Annotated in this window: 18 protein-coding genes; all 18 read left to right on the forward strand. The window is 73.3% G+C overall.

Annotated elements, in window-relative coordinates; all coding sequences use genetic code 11:
* Nucleotides 1–19: 19 nt before the first annotated feature.
* The 18 genes from VLY81_RS06435 (at nucleotide 20) to ppdK (ending at nucleotide 17768) form a co-directional block, all read left to right on the forward strand.
* A complete protein-coding gene (locus VLY81_RS06435; RefSeq protein WP_324670194.1) occupies nucleotides 20–379 on the forward strand; it encodes a hypothetical protein in 360 nt (119 codons plus the stop codon).
* A 29-nt stretch (nucleotides 380–408) separates the two neighbouring features.
* Nucleotides 409–831, forward strand: a complete 423-nt coding sequence (gene fliS / locus VLY81_RS06440) for a flagellar export chaperone FliS (RefSeq protein ID WP_324670195.1) — start codon at nucleotides 409–411, stop codon at nucleotides 829–831.
* 96 nt (nucleotides 832–927) lie between these two features.
* A complete protein-coding gene (locus tag VLY81_RS06445) occupies nucleotides 928–1965 on the forward strand; it encodes an HD-GYP domain-containing protein (protein ID WP_324670196.1) in 1038 nt (345 codons plus the stop codon).
* Between the two features lie 37 nt (nucleotides 1966–2002).
* On the forward strand, nucleotides 2003–4303 hold the full coding sequence (locus tag VLY81_RS06450; RefSeq protein WP_324670197.1) for a flagellar assembly protein A: 2301 nt from the start codon (nucleotides 2003–2005) through the stop codon (nucleotides 4301–4303).
* A 56-nt stretch (nucleotides 4304–4359) separates the two neighbouring features.
* A complete protein-coding gene (locus tag VLY81_RS06455; protein ID WP_324670198.1) occupies nucleotides 4360–5295 on the forward strand; it encodes an STAS domain-containing protein in 936 nt (311 codons plus the stop codon).
* A complete protein-coding gene (locus VLY81_RS06460) occupies nucleotides 5288–5686 on the forward strand; it encodes an STAS domain-containing protein (RefSeq protein ID WP_324670199.1) in 399 nt (132 codons plus the stop codon). The genes VLY81_RS06455 and VLY81_RS06460 overlap by 8 nt, the downstream gene beginning before the upstream one ends.
* A 2-nt stretch (nucleotides 5687–5688) precedes the next feature.
* On the forward strand, nucleotides 5689–6072 hold the full coding sequence (locus VLY81_RS06465) for an anti-sigma regulatory factor (protein WP_405001341.1): 384 nt from the start codon (nucleotides 5689–5691) through the stop codon (nucleotides 6070–6072).
* Nucleotides 6060–7091 carry a SpoIIE family protein phosphatase gene (locus VLY81_RS06470; RefSeq protein ID WP_324670201.1) on the forward strand — a complete coding sequence of 344 codons (1032 nt, stop codon included), beginning with the start codon at nucleotides 6060–6062 and terminating at the stop codon, nucleotides 7089–7091. Before VLY81_RS06465 ends, VLY81_RS06470 begins: the two co-directional genes overlap by 13 nt.
* Nucleotides 7092–7260: 169 nt before the next feature.
* Entirely contained in the window at nucleotides 7261–8028 is a 768-nt protein-coding gene (locus VLY81_RS06475) for a YebC/PmpR family DNA-binding transcriptional regulator (RefSeq protein ID WP_324670202.1), read from the forward strand.
* A complete protein-coding gene (gene ruvC, locus VLY81_RS06480) occupies nucleotides 8025–8522 on the forward strand; it encodes a crossover junction endodeoxyribonuclease RuvC (protein WP_324670203.1) in 498 nt (165 codons plus the stop codon). The genes VLY81_RS06475 and ruvC overlap by 4 nt, the downstream gene beginning before the upstream one ends.
* A gap of 37 nt (nucleotides 8523–8559) precedes the next feature.
* Nucleotides 8560–9210, forward strand: a complete 651-nt coding sequence (ruvA, locus tag VLY81_RS06485) for a Holliday junction branch migration protein RuvA (RefSeq protein WP_324670204.1) — start codon at nucleotides 8560–8562, stop codon at nucleotides 9208–9210.
* Between the two features lie 41 nt (nucleotides 9211–9251).
* Nucleotides 9252–10352, forward strand: a complete 1101-nt coding sequence (gene ruvB, locus VLY81_RS06490) for a Holliday junction branch migration DNA helicase RuvB (protein WP_324670205.1) — start codon at nucleotides 9252–9254, stop codon at nucleotides 10350–10352.
* Nucleotides 10353–10361: 9 nt separating this feature from the next.
* On the forward strand, nucleotides 10362–10589 hold the full coding sequence (locus VLY81_RS06495; protein WP_324670206.1) for a DUF2905 domain-containing protein: 228 nt from the start codon (nucleotides 10362–10364) through the stop codon (nucleotides 10587–10589).
* 10 nt (nucleotides 10590–10599) lie between these two features.
* A complete protein-coding gene (gene recO, locus VLY81_RS06500) occupies nucleotides 10600–11478 on the forward strand; it encodes a DNA repair protein RecO (protein WP_324670207.1) in 879 nt (292 codons plus the stop codon).
* Nucleotides 11453–11890, forward strand: coding sequence for a DUF4342 domain-containing protein (locus tag VLY81_RS06505; protein WP_324670208.1), 438 nt, complete (start codon nucleotides 11453–11455; stop codon nucleotides 11888–11890). Before recO ends, VLY81_RS06505 begins: the two co-directional genes overlap by 26 nt.
* A gap of 138 nt (nucleotides 11891–12028) precedes the next feature.
* Entirely contained in the window at nucleotides 12029–12997 is a 969-nt protein-coding gene (glyQ, locus tag VLY81_RS06510; RefSeq protein ID WP_324670209.1) for a glycine--tRNA ligase subunit alpha, read from the forward strand.
* Nucleotides 12978–15068 (forward strand): glycine--tRNA ligase subunit beta, encoded by a 2091-nt coding sequence (glyS, locus tag VLY81_RS06515; RefSeq protein WP_324670210.1) that lies wholly within the window; start codon nucleotides 12978–12980, stop codon nucleotides 15066–15068. The genes glyQ and glyS overlap by 20 nt, the downstream gene beginning before the upstream one ends.
* A gap of 12 nt (nucleotides 15069–15080) precedes the next feature.
* The gene (gene ppdK / locus VLY81_RS06520) at nucleotides 15081–17768 is read left to right on the forward strand and encodes a pyruvate, phosphate dikinase (protein WP_324670211.1); all 2688 of its coding nucleotides are present in this window, start codon (nucleotides 15081–15083) and stop codon (nucleotides 17766–17768) included.
* The last annotated feature ends 71 nt before the right edge of the window (nucleotides 17769–17839 follow it).

Consider the following 17839-nt stretch of genomic DNA (forward strand, 5'->3'; position numbering starts at 1 on the left):
GCGAGGGGGTGGTGTGCGAATGGACCTGGCACCCTGGGCCGATGCCCTGCGGGACCTCCTCGGTGCGCTGGAGAAGCCGGAAGGGGAACCCGAAACCGTTCGGTTGCTCCTGGGGCGAGTGCAGCGGGCCTATGAGGAGGCCAGGAGTCGCTGGGCCGCGGAAACGGTGAGCGGCGGGGTCGGCCTTGCCGACAGGCGCGAGGCCGTGGCGCTGCTGGAGCTGCAGCGGGAGTGCGTGGAGCGGGCTCAGCGCATCCGAGACCGTAGCGCGTCGAAGCTCCAGGAGATCCGCGCGGGGAAGGAGACGGCCCGAGGGTACCGGCGCGCGCTGGGGACCCTGTCAGGCTCGGCTCCCACTCCCTATGACTGGCGGATTTAAGGGCGTCGAGCCGGAAGGGAAGTCATGCGGTGAACGGTGAAGAGGCCGTCCTCGCCTATCGCAGGCAGCAGGTGGAGACGGCGTCGCCAGCGCAGCTCGTCGTTATGCTCTACGACGGGTGCATCCGGCACTGTCGGGCGGCGCAGGAGGCCATCGCCAGGGAGGGGCGGGACGCCGCGGCCCGGCACCTCCTCAAAGCGCAGGACATCGTGAGCGAACTGATGGCGTGCCTCAACCTGGACGCCGGCGGCGAGATTGCGACCCGCTTGCTGCGCCTTTACGAATACATGTATCGGCGCCTGGTCCTGGCCAATGTCAGAAAGGATGCGTCGGCTGTGCGGGAGGTGGAAGGCCTTCTGGTGGGGCTCCGGGATGCCTGGGCCCAGGTCGCGTCCACTCCGCCCGCGACGATGCAACCGGCATCGGACCGGGGGGCTGGCCCGGTGGCCTGATGTCGCAGGTCTGCGACTGCATCGGGCTGTTCGCAGCGCTCATATCGACAGGACCCGGAACGCGGACACAGAAAGCTACGCCAGGGGGGACAGGCCGTGCTTCTACAGGTGGGCACGCCGGTCGCCGCAGGCGTGGCGAAGCGGTTGGCTGCGATATGCGAGGCGCTGTCGGAGGCGGCCGACGCCGAGGAGCTCGCGCGTCGGGCGGTGCGGGCCGCCGCGGAGGTGGCAGGCGCTCGGCGAACCGAGCTGTGGCGGCGCGAGGCCGGGCAGGAGCGCCTGGAGGCCGGGTGGCCCGACGAGACGGAGGCGACTCCGGTCTCCCCGACGTCGGGCGCGGCCGAGCAGGCGGTCGCCGACGGCCCGTGGGATGAGGACAGAGGGCCCGCCGGGTCCGGGGGCATGCCACCCTCGGCGCAGGCGGTGCCCGAGCGCGTGGACATCCCCTTGCGCGCCTGTGGCGAGACGCTGGGCCGGCTGGTGGTCATCGAGCCGAGGCGCCCTGGCCCGTGGCTCGAGCTGGTGGCCGCCCACACCGCGGTCTGCCTGGCGCACCTGGAGGCCCGCCAGAGCCTGCGCCGCACCGTGCTGCAGATGGTCACGGCCTTCTCGGAGCTGGTCGAGAGCCGTGACCAGTACACCGAGGCCCACTCCCTCCACATCGCCGAGCTCGCCCTGCAGGTGGGGCTGCGGCTGGGCCTGGACCCGGCGCGCTTCGACTCGCTGATCTACGCCGCCCTGCTGCACGACCTCGGCAAGGTGGGCGTCCCCGACGCCATCCTGCTCAAGCCCGGGGCTCTCTCCGAGGCCGAGTGGGAGACGATGCGCCGCCACCCCTCCATCGGACGGCGGGCCCTGGAGCGCATCGATCTCCTGCGCGACGCCGCCGAGATCGTCGAGCAGCACCACGAACGCTTCGACGGCAACGGATACCCTCACGGGCTGGCGGGGGAGGCCATCCGCATCGAAGCCCGCATCATCGCCGTGGTGGACGCCTTCGACGCCATGACGACGACGCGGCCCTACCGCCCTGCCCTGAGCCGCGCGCAGGCGCTGGCGGAGCTCCGGCGCTGCGCCGGCAGCCAGTTCGACCCTCGGGTCGTGGAGGCGCTGCTGAGCGTGGTCGGCCCTTGAGCGTGGTCGGCATCCCGTGACGTGAGGAGCGGCACCCATGCACGCACGCTCCATCGTGGTGGTGCTCCGGGGCGGGGACCGGTCGGTGGTGGTCGGATGTCGGGGCGCCGCCCGCGACCTGGCCCGGACCGTGGGTTTCGACCCCGCCGACCAGGTCCGCATCGCCACGGCGGTATCGGAGGTGGTGCGGGTGGCCATCCAGCATGCCGACGGGGCTTCACTGACGCTGCGCCAGGTCCAGCTGCCGGGCCGGCGCGGGCTCGAGGTCGTGGTGGAAGACACCGGCGCCACCTTCGCCGACCTCGACCGGGCGCTTCCCAACGGCGGCTCCGCGGCGGAGCCCGAGCCCGGGCTCGTCGCCGCGCTTCGCCTCATGGACGAGTACGAGGTGCAGCCCCTCGAGCCCCGCGGCGCGCGCGTGCGGGTCTGCAAGTGGCTCCCGGTGCCCCATGGAGCCGCCGACCAAGACGTGCCCGGCCGAGTGGAGGTGGAGACGGTCCCGCCGGGCCGAGGGGCCCCCGAGGCAGGAGGCCCGGGCCTCGCCGCCCCGCCCGAAGGCGCTGGCCCTCCCGCTGGCGAAGACGGCGCGCTCGCCGTGCAGCGGGGCCGGGTCATCCTCTACGCGCCCTCGGGCAGCGGGCGCCTGCCCACCCTGCGGCCAGGTCCGCACGTGGCCGTGCGGGTCAACGGCACCCCGGTCCAGCGCCTGCGGGTGGTGCGCCCCGGGGACCGCATCGAGGTGGAACTGATCCACGACGAGCCGGCGGTGGACCTGCGGGTGGAGGTCTCGCCCGACGGACTCGAGGCCGTCTTGCACGTCGAGCGCCGACCGGGTCGTCGCTATGCCCTGGCGGATCGACCCCCGAGCGCGGATCTCACGCTGACCGCGGTGCCCGTCGAGACCCTGCCTCCGCCCCCCGTCAGCCGGGAGACCATCATGACGGCGCTGCAGGCGGCGGGCGTCGTCTACGGCATCGACGAGGCGGCGGTGCGGGCGGTGCAGGCCTCCGACGAGAGCGGCGCGGTGATCGTCGCGCGGGGCCTGCCGCCCGTGCCGTCCCAGGACGGGCGCACCGAGGTCCACTTCGAGGACGCCCCCTACGTCCTCGCCGCACCGCCCGACGAGGCGCTCCGGGCCGACCCGCTGGAGCTGTACCGGGTGTCGACGGTGGCGCCGGGCGCCCTGCTGGCCACCCGCCACCCACCCCGCGCTGGCCACCCGGGCCGCAAGGTGACCGGCGAGGTCATCCCCGTCGCCACCCCCAAGGACGCCCGGCTCCGCATCGGCCCCGGTGTCCTGAGCGACGAGGAGCACCAGCGGGCCTACGCCGCTCGGGGCGGGCGGCCGACCTTCCACCGCGGCGTGGTGGCGGTGCTGCCCCTGCACACCGTCTACGGTGACGTCAGCCCGGAGACGGGGCATGTCGTCTTCGACGGGGATGTGCTGGTGATCGGCGACGTGGGGGAGAGCATGCGGGTCGAGGCTGGCGGGCGGCTGACGGTGGGGGGCGTCGTCTCGGGCGCGGAGGTGCGGGCCGAGGAGGGGGCGGCCATCGGCCGGGGCATCGTGCGATCCCGGGTCGTGGTGGGCGGGCAGGCCGCCGCGGCGCTGGAGCTGGCCGCCGCGCTTCGACCGGTCCAGCGCCAGGTCGAGCAGCTGGTGACGGCCGTCCGGTTCTTCAAGCAGCAGGCGTCGGTCACGGCACGGGTGGCGGCGCTGGGCGACGGTCCCATCGTGCGGGCCTTGGTCGAGCGCAAGTTCGCGGGGCTGCCCCGCCTCGTCGAGGGGCTGCTGGGCATGGCAAGCCGCGCGGCGCAGGCGGGCGCCGAGGGGTGGGACGAGCTGGTCTCCACCCTCTACCGGGCGGTCACGGGGCCCCCCGGTCGCGAGGGGGTCGCCGTCGACGACCTGGCTCGGATCGCCAGGCGGCTCGGCGAGCTCGCCGAGAGCCTGGGCGCCAGCCAGGGGCAGCCGGCCGACGTCTTCACCCGCTACATCCACAACGCTCTGGTGGAGGCCAGCGGCACCGTGCGCATGCCGTCGGGCGCCTGCCACTACGCCCGGATCCGGGCGGGCCGGGGCTTCGTCATGGAGTCGGGGGTCTTTCGGGGCGACGAGATCGTGGTGCAGGCGGGGCGCGTCGTCCTGGACGAGGTCGGCAGCCCCACCGGGTCGAAGGTATGGATTGCCATCGTCGAGACGGGTGAGGTGGTGGCCCGGCTGGTGCACCCCGGCGTGACGGTGAGCATCGGCGGGCGCCGGCACGACTTCGTGGCGCCGGCCCGGCTGGTACGGGTGCGGCCCACCGACACCGGCCTCGAGGTGGGGCCGGGCTAGACGACCGCCCGGGGGTGCCCACGGGTGACGGGAGCTGCCATGTGGAAGGCGAGCGCATGCAAGAGGGGGAGGGGGTCGGCTTGATGGGCGAAGCGTCATCGTGGGATACTGCGGACAGCCTCGGTCGGCTGACCGATGAGGAAGCGGCCGGGTTGCAGGACGTCCTTGCCATCTTCGAGGCGTCGCGGGAGCGCCTGGAGGCCCGGATGAGGGAGCTGGCCGCCCGGTGGCCCGATGTGCAGGCGCTGCTCGAGGATGACCCGACCCGAGGGGCACGCTCGCAGCAATCGAGGGCGCTGCTGCGCGAAGGTGTCGAGGCGAGAGACATCGGCGCCTACCTGGCCCGGGCCCAGCAGGACGCGCGGGAGCTGGCGGGGCGGGGCGTGGCCTTCGCCACGGTGGTGCGATGGCTGACCCGGATGGTGCCGCTGGTCCAGGCCGAACTGGTGGCGCAACTCGGCGAGGACCAAGAGCGGCTCGTCCGGGGGCTCACGGCCCTGGCGCGGTTGGTGGGGGCGCTGCTGAGCGTCGCCGGGGCGGAGTACGCCGACGTCCGAAGAGAGCTGCTGGAGCAGGAGTATCGTCGGGTCCTGCGGGAGCTGTCGGTGCCGGTCGTGCCGGTCTGGCACGGCGTGCTGGTGGTGCCGCTGGTGGGCGTGCTCGACAGCGCCCGGGCCCGGGAGTTGACACAGACCCTCCTGGAGTCCATCGCCCGGGAGCGGGCCCGGGTGGCCATCCTGGACGTCACCGGCGTGCCGGCGGTCGACACCCAGGTGGCCGACTACCTGCTCCGTACCGTCAAGGCGGCCCGGCTATTGGGGGCACAGAGCGTGCTGGTGGGCATCCGGCCGGCCATCGCCCAGACGCTGGTGCGGCTCGGGGTGGATCTGCACGAGGTGGCCACGGAGGCCGATCTGCAGTCGGGTCTGGCCTATGCCCTGCGCCTGATGGGCCTGCGCATCGTGGAGGATGAGGATGCCGAGGATGGATGAGACGCCCGAGATCCCGCTGTTGACGCTGCGGGATACCCTCGTCGTCGCCATTCAGGGCGAGCTGCACGACCGAGCGGCCGAGCGCCTGCAGCGACGGATCCTGGACCGCATCGCCGAGAGCCGGCCCAGGGGGCTGCTCATCGACGTGACGGGCCTGCCGGTGGTCGACTCGTTTCTCGGGAGGCTCCTGCGCGACACCGCGCTGATGGCGAGGATGATGGGGGTGCCGACGGTCCTGGTGGGGCTCCAGCCGGCCGTGGCCGTCACGCTGGCGGAGCTGGGGCTGGAGCTGCCGGGCGTTCACACCGATCTGGACCTGGAGCGGGGACTGGCGTGGCTGCAACGACAAGGGAGGCAGACGCCGCCGGCGGGGCGCGCTCGGTCACGGTAGACGTGGCCGCCTTCGACGAGGAGAGCCTCGTCGCCGCTCGCGGGGCCGCCCGCGAGATGGCCAGGGAGCTGGGTTTTGGCGTGGTGGACCAGGTGCGCATCGCCACCGCGGTCTCGGAGATCGCCCGCAACATCCTCCTGTACGCCGGGACGGGCACCGTCCGTATCCGGGAGTGCCGGAGCGGCGACCGCGTGGGGCTCGAGGTCGTCGCCGAGGACCGGGGGCCGGGCATCCCCGACGTGGAGCGGGTATTGCGGGGCGGCTACAGCACGTCGGGCGGCTTCGGCCGTGGCATCGCCGGGGCACGGGCCCTGATGAGCGAGTTTCACCTGGAGAGCCGCCCGGGGGAGGGGACCCGCGTCGTGATGCGCCGATGGAAGGAGTAGGGGGCCCCTCGCTCGCCGTCCGCCTCGAGATCGCCCGGGAGTCCGACATCTACGAGGCACGCTATCAGGCCCGGCAGCTGGCTCGGGCCACGGGCTTCGACGCGTACGACCAGGCCGCCATCGAGACGGCCGTCGCCGAGCTGGCCACCAACCTCCACCGCCACGCGGGGCGAGGCACGCTGGCGTTGAGGTCCGCTCCGGTCGGCGATCGCCCCCGGGCGCTCGACGTGGAGGCGACCAATGCTCGGGTCGGCCCGGTGGAGCCCGGGCGCTCCTGCGACCCGTACCATGAAGGGCTCGGCATCGGGCTGGCCGGGGTGCAGCGGTTGATGGACGAGGTGCAGCTCGACTACGTGGGCGGGCGCTTTCGGGTACGGGCCCGCAAGTGGCTGCCGGCCTTTCGCCCCGAGCCCGTGCTGGAGACGGCCGGCATCGTGGAGGGGATCGAGCGCTACCGGGTAGACGTGGCCTGCCGGCCCCGCCAGGCCCACGCCTGCGCCGACACCTACCTCATCGCGGAGGACCACGGGGCGCTGCTGGTGCTGGTGGCCGATGTGCTCGGTCACGGGCGGGAGGCGGCCGAGGTGGCGCGGGTGCTGCAGGCCGTTGCCCGGCGGCTGGTCTCGGAGAAGGCGTGGACGGCGGGCGCGGGCCGGGTGGTGGAGCAGCTGCACGAGACACTGCGGGGCAGCCGGGGGGCGTGCGTGCTGGCACTGACCGTCGCCCCCGACGGGCGCCGTGTCGAGTGGGCGGGCGCGGGCAACGTGCGGGGCCGGCTCTGGCACGCCGGCGAGGGCGGCGCCGTGCCGTTGCTGGTCCCGCCGGGCGTCGCCGGCTACAGCCTCCGTCGGGTGCAGGCGCAGTCGGCCGAGCTGACCCCACCGGCCTGCCTGGTCATCGTCAGCGACGGGGTCGACGAGGCCGCCCTCGATCGCCGCCCCGCGGGCACGGCCGAGGCCCTGCTGCGCCGTTGGGCTTCGCCCCGCGACGACGCCACGGCGGTCCTGGTGCGGTGGTAGGTCGGCGCCTGCCGCCGGGCGATCTCGGCAGCGACCCGGCTCCGCTGGCGACCTTTTCAATGGCGGCGGGACGGTGATAGAATCGACCGTGGCGATGCGCCGCCCCCCTGCGGCGGCGCCCGTCGTGTCGCGCGCGACGCACCCGGGGTGCGAGGGCGAGGGTTCGCAGATGTCGGGTCACTCCAAGTGGGCCAACATCAAGCATACCAAGATGAAGGAAGACTTCCGCCGGGGCCAGCTCTTCGCCAAGTTGACCCGGCAGATCATGGTGGCGGCGCGCCAGGGCGGGCCCGATCCCGACGCCAACTTCAAGCTGCGGCTGGCCATCGACAAGGCCCGTGAGGCCAACATGCCCATGGACAACATCCAGCGGGCCATCCGCCGGGCGGTGGGCCAGGAGGAGGGCACCGCCTACGAGGAAGCGGTCTTCGAGGGCTACGGCCCGGGCGGGGTGGCCATCCTGGTCATGGCCATGACCGACAACCGCAACCGCACCTCGGGCGAGATCCGCCACCTCTTCAGCCGCCACGGCGGCAGCATGGCCGAGAGCGGGGCGGTGGCCTGGCAGTTTGAGCCCAGGGGGCGGCTGGTGGTGGTGCCGGGGGAGGTGGGCGGCTCCGTCGACGAGGAGCAGCTCATCCTGGATGTGGCCGACGCCGGCGGCGACGACGTGCGGCCCCTCGAGGGCGAGGACGGCTACGAGGTGATCTGCGCCCCGTCGGCCCTCTCCCGGGTGCGGGAGGCCCTGGTCCAGCGGGGCTACCGCTGCCAGGAGGCCCAGCTGACCATGGTGCCCAAGACCACCGTCAGCCTGGAGGGCCCCGAGGCCGAGCGGGTGCTGCGGCTGGTCGACGCGCTGGAGAGCCACGACGACGTGCAGGAGGTCCACGCCAACTTCGACATCCCCGACGAGGTGATGGAGGCCCTGCAGGCTTGAGCCCATCCCTCGTCATCGCCGGCGTCGACCCGGGCCTGGCCCGTACGGGCTACGGCATCATCCGGGGGCAAGGCGACGGCTGGCAGGTGCTGGCCTCGGGCACCATCGAGACCGAGGCGGGCGAGCCCATCGCGCAGCGCATGCTGGCGCTGTACCGGGCGCTGTCGGATCTCTTCGGCCGCCACGGACCCGACGTCGTGGCCGTCGAGCAGCTCTTCCTCAACCGCAACCGCCGCTCCGCCATCATGGTGGGCGAGGCGCGGGGGATCGTGCTGCTGGCGGCGGCCCAGGCGGCCGCCCGGGTGGTGGAGTTGACCCCCCAGGCCGTCAAGCTGGCCATCACGGGTCAGGGCCGGGGGGACAAGCACCAGGTCGCCTACATGGTGCGCCACCTGCTCCACCTGCGCCGCCCCCTGGCGCCCGACGAGGGCGACGCGCTGGCGGTGGCGCTGTGCGCGGGCTACCAGATCGAGGCACCGGTCGTCGGGCCGTGAGGGCGCGGCGGGGGAGCGGGCGGCGGGGGCGGCAGGCATGATCCGCAAGCTGCGGGGCCACATCGACACCCTCGATCTGACGGAGGCCATCGTCGACGTGGGCGGCGTGGGCTTTCGCGTAGCCATCCCCCTCTCCACCCGCCAGGCGCTGGCGCAGGCGCCCCGCCACCAGCCGGTCTGCCTCTGGGTGCACACCCGGGTGCGGGAGGACGCCATCGAGCTCTTCGGCTTCGCCTCGCTGGAGGAGCTGCGGGCCTTCGAGCTGTTGCTGCAGGCCTCGGGGGTGGGGCCGCGCCTGGCGCTGTCGGCGCTGTCCACCTTGGAGCCAGAGCGCCTGCTGGGGGCGCTGGCCGCGACCGACACCGACGCCCTCCAGCGGGTGCCAGGGATCGGGCGCCGCACCGCCGAACGCCTCTGCGTCGAGCTGGCCGAGAAGGCCCGGGACCTGCTGGGCGCCGAGGGCGCCGGCGAGGTGACGGCGGCCGGCGGCCGCGCGGCCCGGCTGGACGGAGCCCGCCACCCAGGCTCGCGGGACGCGGTGGAGGCCCTCGTCTCCCTGGGCTACTCGCGCCCTGAGGCGCTCAAGGCGGTGCGGACGGCCGTGCGGCGGGTGCCGGCGGATGCGAGCCTGGAGACGCTGCTCAAGGCCGCGCTGGCCGCGGCCGCCGGCAGCGGCTATGCTGAGTGAGACGGGCGCCGCCACCCGGCGCCCGGGCGAAGGGGTCGACGATGGCGGAAGCGGCCGAGAGGCGCCTGGTCTCCCCGGCGCGGCGCGACGAGGACGTGGAGCTGGACCGCACCCTGCGGCCCCGCACGCTGGCCGAGTACGTCGGCCAGTCGCAGGCCAAGGAGAGCCTGGCCCTCTTCATCGAGGCGGCACGCCGCCGCCAGGAGCCGCTGGATCACGTGCTGCTCTACGGCCCCCCGGGGCTCGGCAAGACGACGCTGGCCGCCTGCATCGCCCACGAGCTGGGCGTGGAGTTTCGGATGACCTCGGGCCCGGCCATCGAGCGCCAGGGCGACCTGGTGGCCATCCTGAGCAACCTCAAGCCTCGTGACGTGCTCTTCGTCGACGAGATCCACCGCCTGAGCCGGGTGGTGGAGGAGGTCCTCTACCCGGCCATGGAGGACTTCGCCGTCGACATCGTCATCGGCAAGGGGCCGGGGGCCCGCTCGGTGCGGCTGGAGCTGGCGCCCTTCACCCTGATTGGGGCCACCACCCGGGCGGGCATGCTGACCTCGCCCCTGCGGGACCGGTTCGGCGTCATCCTGCGGCTCGACTTCTACTCGGTGGAGGAGCTGACGGCCATCGTCCAGCGGAGCGCCCGGCTGCTGGGCGTGCGGGTGGAGGAGGAGGGGGCCCTCGAGATCGCCCGGCGCTCCCGGGGCACGCCCCGCACCGCCAACCGCCTGCTGCGCCGGGTGCGCGACTACGCGCAGGTGCGGGCCGGCGGGGTCATCACCCGGGATGTGGCGCGCCGGGCGCTGGAGATGCTCAACGTCGACGAGCACGGGCTGGATGCCGTCGACCGGCAGCTGTTGTCGACCATCATCGAGAAGTTCGACGGAGGGCCGGTGGGCGTCGAGACGCTGGCGGCGGCGCTGGGGGAGGAGGCCGAGACCATCGAGGACGTCTACGAGCCCTACCTGATGCAGCAGGGCTTCCTGCACCGCACGCCCCGGGGCCGCGTCGCGACCCGCCTGGCGGGCGAGCACCTGGGGCTGCCCGTGCCGGCGCCGGGCGGCTTGCCGGGGCAGGGCGGCGCCCAGGGGCAGGGCCGGGCGCAGGCCGACCTCTTCTCCGGGCCCTCCGAGCCGGGCGAGGGGTGAGGCGAGGCCATGCCGGAGCTGTCGGGCTTCGGCCGGATGCTGATCGTCATGGGGCTGGCCATCGCCGGCCTGGGACTGCTGCTGCTGGTGGTGGGGCGCGGCTGGCTGCCGGGCCTGGGGCGGCTGCCCGGCGACATCTACGTGGAGCGGGGCAACTTCCGCTTCTACTTCCCCCTGGCCACGTCGCTGCTGTTGAGCCTGCTGCTCACCATCCTCTTGAGCCTCTTGCGGCGGTAGGTGCGGGGCGTTGGGACTCTACCGGGTCGAGGCCCTGGTGCTGAGGGCCCGCCCCATGGGCGAGGCGGACCGGGTGCTGACGCTCTTCGCCCGGGGCGAGGGCAAGCTGCAGGCGGTGGCGCGGGGCAGCCGCCGTCCCCGCAGCCGCCTCATGGGAGCGACCCAGCCCCTCTGCCACGGGCGCTACCTCTTGATGTCGGGCCGGGAGCTCGACAGCGTGCAGCAGGCGGAGCTGGTCGATCATGGGCTGCGCCCCCTGCGGGAAGACTTACGCCGGATGGCGGCGGCCAGCGTGACGGCCGAGCTGGTCGACGCGCTGGTGGAGGCCCGGGAGCCGTCGGAGGCCCTCTTCCGGGCCCTCGAGCAGACGTGGACGGCCCTGGCCGAGGCGCCGCCGGCGTCGCTGGGACCTGTCGTCTTCTGGTTTTGCATCCACTTGATGGACCGGCTGGGCTACGCGCCGGTGCTGGATCGCTGCGCCGCCTGCGGCCGGGAGCTGGGAGCGGCGGAGGCGGTGCGGTTCTCCGCCCGGGAGGGCGGGAGCCTGTGCGCAAGCTGCGCCGCCGAGCGGGATGCCGGCGCGCCCCTGCTCAAGGCCGAGGGCCGGGCGGCGCTGCGCCACCTGCGCCAGCACGACGTGGACGCGGCGCGCCGGCTGATCCTCTCCCCCGAGGGGGAGCGCCAGGTGCGCCGGGCGTTGTACCATTTCATCGAGTACCGGCTGTCGGCGCCGTCCAGGGCGTGGCAGTTTTGGGAGAGCCTGGACGAGCTGGAGCGGGCGGAGATGCCGGCGGCAGCGGGGCCGACCGTCGTCTCCGGGGCGCCCTCCGGGCCGCCGGCGGCCGAGGGGAGCGTGGAGGGTCATGGAGGACGAGCTGCGCAAGGTTGACCTGATCCGGGAGCGCACCCACCTGGGCTACGAGCAGGCCCGCCAGCTCCTGCAGGAGGCGGGGGGCGACGTGGTGTCGGCCCTGATCCTGTGGGAGCGGCGCCGGGGGCCGGCCCGGCTGGGCGAGGAGGCCGAGGAGGCCGTGGGCCGGGTGCGGGCGCTGTGGGAGAAGGGCAACCGCACGATGCTCCGCATCCAGCGGGGCGACCAGACCTACCTGCAGGTGCCGGTCACCGTGGGCGTGGTGGGGGCCGTGCTGGCGCCCTACCTGGCCGCGGCGGGCGCGGCGGCCTGCCTGCTGACGGGCTGCCGGGTCAGCCTGGAGCGCCAGGGCGGCCGCGAGACGGGGCGGGCCGAGGAGAGCCCGGCCGGCGACCTGCGGGCCGCGGATGGCACGGCTTCCGGCGGTTGACAGGCCCGCAAGCCCTGTGGTAGATTGCCGGCGGATTGCAGGCGGGCGAGCGTGGTGCGCTGCTTGCATTTGTGACGCGCGGGACAAAAGCCGTCCAGCTGGGACGCAGCTTGCCGATTGCGATGGGAGACGTCCCGGGTGAACTACCAGGAGCTCATCTTCCGCCTGGAGCGATTCTGGGCCGACCAGGGTTGCATCATCCTCCAGCCCTACGACATGGAGGTCGGCGCCGGCACCATGCACCCCGCCACCTTCCTGCGGGCGCTGGGCCCCGAGCCGTGGCGGGCCGCCTACGTCCAGCCCTCTCGACGACCTACGGACGGTCGCTATGGTGAAAACCCCAACCGCTTGCAGCGTTACTACCAGTACCAGGTGCTGCTCAAGCCCGCGCCCGCCGACGTGCTGGAGATCTACCTCGACAGCCTGCGCGCCATCGGCATCCGCCCCGAGGAGCACGACGTGCGCTTCGTGGAGGATGACTGGGAGTCGCCCACGCTGGGTGCCTGGGGCCTGGGCTGGGAGGTCTGGGTCGACGGCATGGAGGTGACCCAGTTCACCTATTTCCAGCAGGTGGGCGGGCTGGAGCTGTCGGCCATCCCGGCGGAGATCACCTACGGCCTCGAGCGCCTGGGACTCTACATCCAGAAGAAGGCCTCGGTCTTCGACCTGGAGTGGGTCGACGGCATCACCTGGGGCGACGTCTACCACCGCAACGAGGTGGAGCAGTCCCGCTTCAACTTCGAGGCCAGCGACCCGGCCGTGCTGCGGGACCTGTTCGACACCTGGGAGCGGGAGGCCCGGCGGCTGGTGGAGCAAGAGCTGGTGCTACCGGCCTACGAGCACGTGCTCAAGTGCTCCCACACCTTCAATTTGCTGGACGCCCGGGGCGCTATCAGCGTGGCCGAGCGCACCGCCTACATCGGGCGGGTGCGCCAGCTGGCCCGCCGGTGCGCCGAGGCGTACCTGGCCCAGCGGGAGGCCATGGGCTTCCCGCTGCTGCGCCGGGGGGCGCCCATCCGGGAGGCGGAGGCGGGCGACGCCGACGGGGTGGCCGCGTTGGCCACGGGCTCGGGTCGAGGGGAGCGCCATGAAGAGCCTGCTCGTTGAGATCGGCGTGGAGGAGCTCCCCGCCCGGGTCGTCGACGACGCGATGCGCCAGCTGGTCGACGGGCTGGCCACCGCCCTCGAGCAGGCCCGGCTGGGCAGCGTGCGGCGCCGGGGCTTCGCCACGCCGCGGCGGCTGGCCGCCCTCCTGGACGGCGTGGCGGAGCGCCAGCAGGAGCGGGAGGTGCGGGTGCGCGGGCCCGCCCGCCGGGTGGCCTTCGACGAGCAGGGGCAGCCGACCCGGGCGGCCCTGGGCTTCGCCCGCTCCCAGGGGGTGACGCCCGAGTCGCTGGTGGTGGAGCGCACCCCCGAGGGGGAGTACGTCTTCGCCGTCAAGCGCGAGCCGGCGCGCCCCGCCGAGGAGGTGCTGGCCGAGGTCATCCCGCAGGTGGTGCGGCGGGTAGCCTTCACCCGCTCCATGCGCTGGGGGCCGCCCGAGCTGCGCTTCGCCCGGCCCATCCGGTGGCTGGTGGTGCTGTGGGGCGATCAGGTGCTGCCGGTCTCCCTCGACGGCCTGCAGGCCGGCCGCGAGAGCCGGGGCCACCGCCTGGCCCATCCCGGCCCCGTGGCCATCCCCCGGGCCGACGCCTACGAGGTGACGATGGAGTCGGTGGCCGTCATCGCCGACCCCGAGCGGCGCCGCCGCATGGTGGCGGAGGAGATCGAGGCGGCCGCGGCCCGCAACGCCGGTCACCCCCTGGCCACGCCGGCCCTGCTCGACGAGATCGCCAACCTGGTGGAGTACCCGGTGGCGCTGGTGGGGCGCTTCGACCCGGGGTACCTGGAGCTGCCCCGGGAGGTGCTGATGACGACCATGGCCGCGCACCAGCGCTACGTGGCCGTGGCCGGCGACGACGGGCGCCTGCTGCCCGCCTTCGTGGTGGTGGCCAACGGGCCCCACATCCACGAGGCGCTGGTACGCGAGGGCAACGAGCGGGTGCTGGAGGCCCGCCTGGCCGATGCCCGCTTCTTCTGGCGGGAAGACCGCAAGCAGCCGCTCGGGTCGCGGGTGGAGCAGCTCCGGGGCGTCGTCTTCCACGAGCGGCTGGGCTCGATGCACGACAAGGTGCAGCGTTTGGTGGAGCTGGTGCGCTACCTCTCCGGGCGCTTCGAGCTGGCGCCGGCCGACGCGGCGGCCGCCGAGCGGGCGGCGGCGCTCTCCAAGGCCGACCTCGTGACCCACATGGTCTACGAGTTTCCCGAGCTGCAGGGCATCATGGGACGGGAGTACGCCCGAGCCAGCGGGGAGCCCGAGGCGGTGGCGGTGGCCCTGGCGGAGCAGTACCAGCCTCGAGGCGCCGGCGACGAGCTGCCCGCCACGCCGGCCGGCGCGGTGCTGAGCCTGGCCGACCGGCTCGACACGCTGGTGGGTTTCTTCGGCATCGGGCTGGGGCCGACGGGGTCGGAGGACCCCTTCGCCCTGCGGCGCCACGCGCTGGCCCTGGTCCGCATCGTCCTGGCCCGTTCGTGGCACGGTTCCCTTCGCGAGGCCATCGGGCGGGCGGCCGGCCTCTACGGGGACCGCCTCGACCGGCCCGTGACGGAGCTCGCCGCGGAGCTGGAGGAGTTCATCCGCCAGCGGCTGCGGGGGCTGCTGGCCGACCAAGGGCTGGCGGCCGACGTGGTGGAGGCGGCGCTGGGCGCGGGCGACGACGACCTGGCCGCGGTCGCCCATCGGGCCCGGGAGCTGGCGCGGGTCGTCGAGGCGCCCTACTTCGACGACGCGCTGGTCGCCTTCCAGCGGGCCTACAACATCACGCGCGGCCGCCTGGACGACGGGGAGGTGGAGGCGAGCCTCCTGCAGGAGCCGTCAGAGCGGGCGCTGGTGGAGGCGATGGCGCAGGGGCTGCCGGAGGCGGACGAGCGGCTGACGGCCGGCGACGTGGCGGGCGCCGTGCGGCGCCTGGCGGAGCTGCGGCCGGCGGTGGATCGCTTCTTCGACGACGTGCTGGTGATGGCAGAGGACGAGCGGGTGCGCGCCAACCGGCTGCGGATCCTCTCCCGGCTGGTGCGAGCCTTCGCCCGGATCGCGAATTTCGCCGCGCTGACCGCGCGGGCGGCGGCGCGAGCGTAGGGAGGCCAGCGGATGGCATCGGTGGATGGACGGACCAAGTGGGTCTACTTCTTCGGCGCCGGTCAGACCGAGGGCCGGGCGGACATGAAGAACCTCTTGGGGGGCAAGGGCGCCAACCTGGCGGAGATGGCCAACCTGGGCATCGAGGTGCCCCCCGGCTTCACCATCACGACGGAGGCGTGCAACGAGTTCTACCGCCGGGGCAAGCGGTGGCCGGAGGGCCTGGAGGAGCAGGTCAAGGAGAACCTGCGCAAGCTGGAGCAGGCCATGGGGCGGCGCTTCGGCGACCCCGCCAACCCGCTGCTCGTCTCGGTGCGCTCGGGCGCCCGGGTCTCCATGCCGGGCATGATGGACACGGTGCTCAACTTGGGCCTCAACGACGTGACGGTCCAGGGGCTGGCCCGGCAGTCCAACAACGAGCGGTTCGCCTACGACTCCTACCGGCGCTTCATCCAGATGTACGGCGACGTGGTGCTGGGCGTGCCCCGCCACCTCTTCGAGGAGCGGCTCGACGCCAAGAAGAAGGCCCGGGGCGTCACCGAGGATCCGCAGCTGTCGGCCCAGGATCTCCGGGAGCTGGTGGAGGAGTTCAAGGGGATCGTGCGCCAGCAGAAGGGCCAGGCCTTCCCCGAGGATCCGTGGGAGCAGCTGCGGGGGGCCATCGACGCCGTCTTCAACTCGTGGAACAACCCTCGCGCCATCAAGTACCGGGAGATTCACCACATCCCCGGCGACTGGGGCACGGCCGTCAACGTCCAGGCCATGGTCTTCGGCAACATGGGCGAGGACTCGGGCACGGGCGTGGCCTTCACCCGCAACCCGTCGACGGGCGTCAAGGAGTTTTACGGCGAGATCCTGATCAACGCCCAGGGCGAGGACGTGGTGGCCGGCATCCGCACGCCGCTGCCGGTGGCCGTCCTCAAGGAGAAGATGCCCCACGTCTACGCTCAGCTCGAGGAGATCAACAAGCGCCTCGAGGCGGCGTACCGCGACATGCTGGACATCGAGTTCACCGTCCAGCAGGGCAAGCTCTACATGTTGCAGTGCCGGGTCGGCAAGCGCACGGCCATGGCGGCGGTGCGCATCGCCGTGGAGATGGCCCAGGAGGGCCTCATCGACCGGCAGACGGCCGTGCTGCGGGTGGCGCCGGAGCAGATCGACCAGCTCCTGCACCCCACCATCGACCCGAGCGCCAGGGTGGAGGCGGTGGCCAAGGGCCTGCCGGCCTCGCCGGGCGCGGCCGTGGGGCAGCTGGCCTTCTTCGCTGATGACGCCGAGCGCATGGCCGACGAGGGCAAGAAGGTCGTGCTGATCCGGGCCGAGACGTCGCCCGAGGATATCGGCGGCATGTACAAGGCCCAGGGCATCCTGACCAGCCGGGGCGGCATGACGTCGCACGCGGCCGTGGTGGCCCGTGGCATGGGCAAGCCCTGCGTGGTGGGCTGCGGCGCCCTCGACATCGACGAGAAGCGCAAGATCGTCCGGGTCAACGGCCGGGAGCTCCGCGAGGGCGACTGGATCACCATCGACGGCAGCACGGGCAATGTCTACGTCGGCCAGGTGCCGCTGGTGCAGCCCGAGCTGAGCGGCTACTTCGCGACCCTGCTGGAGTGGGCCGACGAGTTTCGGGCCCTCGGCGTGCGGGCCAACGCCGATACGCCCACCGACGCCCGCACCGCCCGCCAGTTCGGCGCGCAGGGCATCGGGCTGTGCCGCACCGAGCACATGTTCTTCGGCGAGGGCCGCATCATCCCCATGCGGGAGATGATCCTCTCCGACACCAAGGAGGAGCGGGAGCGGGCCCTGGCCAAGCTGCTGCCGCTGCAGCGGGGCGACTTCTACGAGATCTTCAAGGAGATGCTGGGCCACCCGGTCGTCATCCGGCTGCTGGACCCGCCGCTGCACGAGTTCCTGCCCAAGGAGCCCGGTGCGGTGGCCGAGGTGGCGCGAGAGATGGGCGTCACCCCCGAGGTGATCGAGAGCCGCTCCCGGGCCCTGGCCGAGGCCAACCCCATGCTGGGTCTGCGGGGCTGCCGGTTGGGCATCGTCTACCCCGAGATCTACGAGATGCAGACGCGGGCCATCTTCGAGGCCGCCTGCCGGGTGGCCAAGGAGGGCCACGAGATCGAGCCCGAGGTCATGATCCCGCTGGTGGGCACGCCCGGCGAGCTGGCCTTCCTCAAGGAGCGCTGCCAGAAGGTGGCCGAGCAGGTGATGGCCGAGCAGGGCGTGCGGCTGCCCTACCGCATCGGCACCATGATCGAGGTGCCGCGGGCGGCCCTGGTGGCCGACGAGATCGCCAGGGAGGCGCAGTTCTTCTCGTTCGGCACCAACGACCTGACGCAGATGACCCTGGGCTTCAGCCGTGACGACGTGGGCAAGTACGTGCCCACCTACGTCGAGATGGGCCTGCTCAAGGCCGATCCCTTCCAGACCCTGGACGTCGAGGGCGTCGGCCAGCTGGTCAAGATGGGCGTGGAGCGCGGCAAGCAGGCCAACCCCGATCTGGTGGTGGGCATCTGCGGCGAGCACGGCGGCGACCCGGCGTCGGTCTGGTTCTTCCACGAGGCGGGGCTCGACTACGTCAGCTGCTCGCCGTACCGGGTGCCGGTGGCGCGGCTGGCGGCGGCGCAGGCCAATTTGAGCAAGCCGCGGGCCGGCGGCAAGGCCCGGGCGGTGGAGGCCCACGCGGCCGACTGATGCCGGGTGGGGCAGGGCCGGCCCGACGACGGAGGCGAGGTGGAGCCCCGGGCGGCGTCCCGGGCTCCCGC

It is taken from the genome of Limnochorda sp. LNt (assembly GCF_035593265.1).
Classification (GTDB): Bacteria; Bacillota; Limnochordia; order Limnochordales; family Geochordaceae; genus Geochorda; species Geochorda subterranea.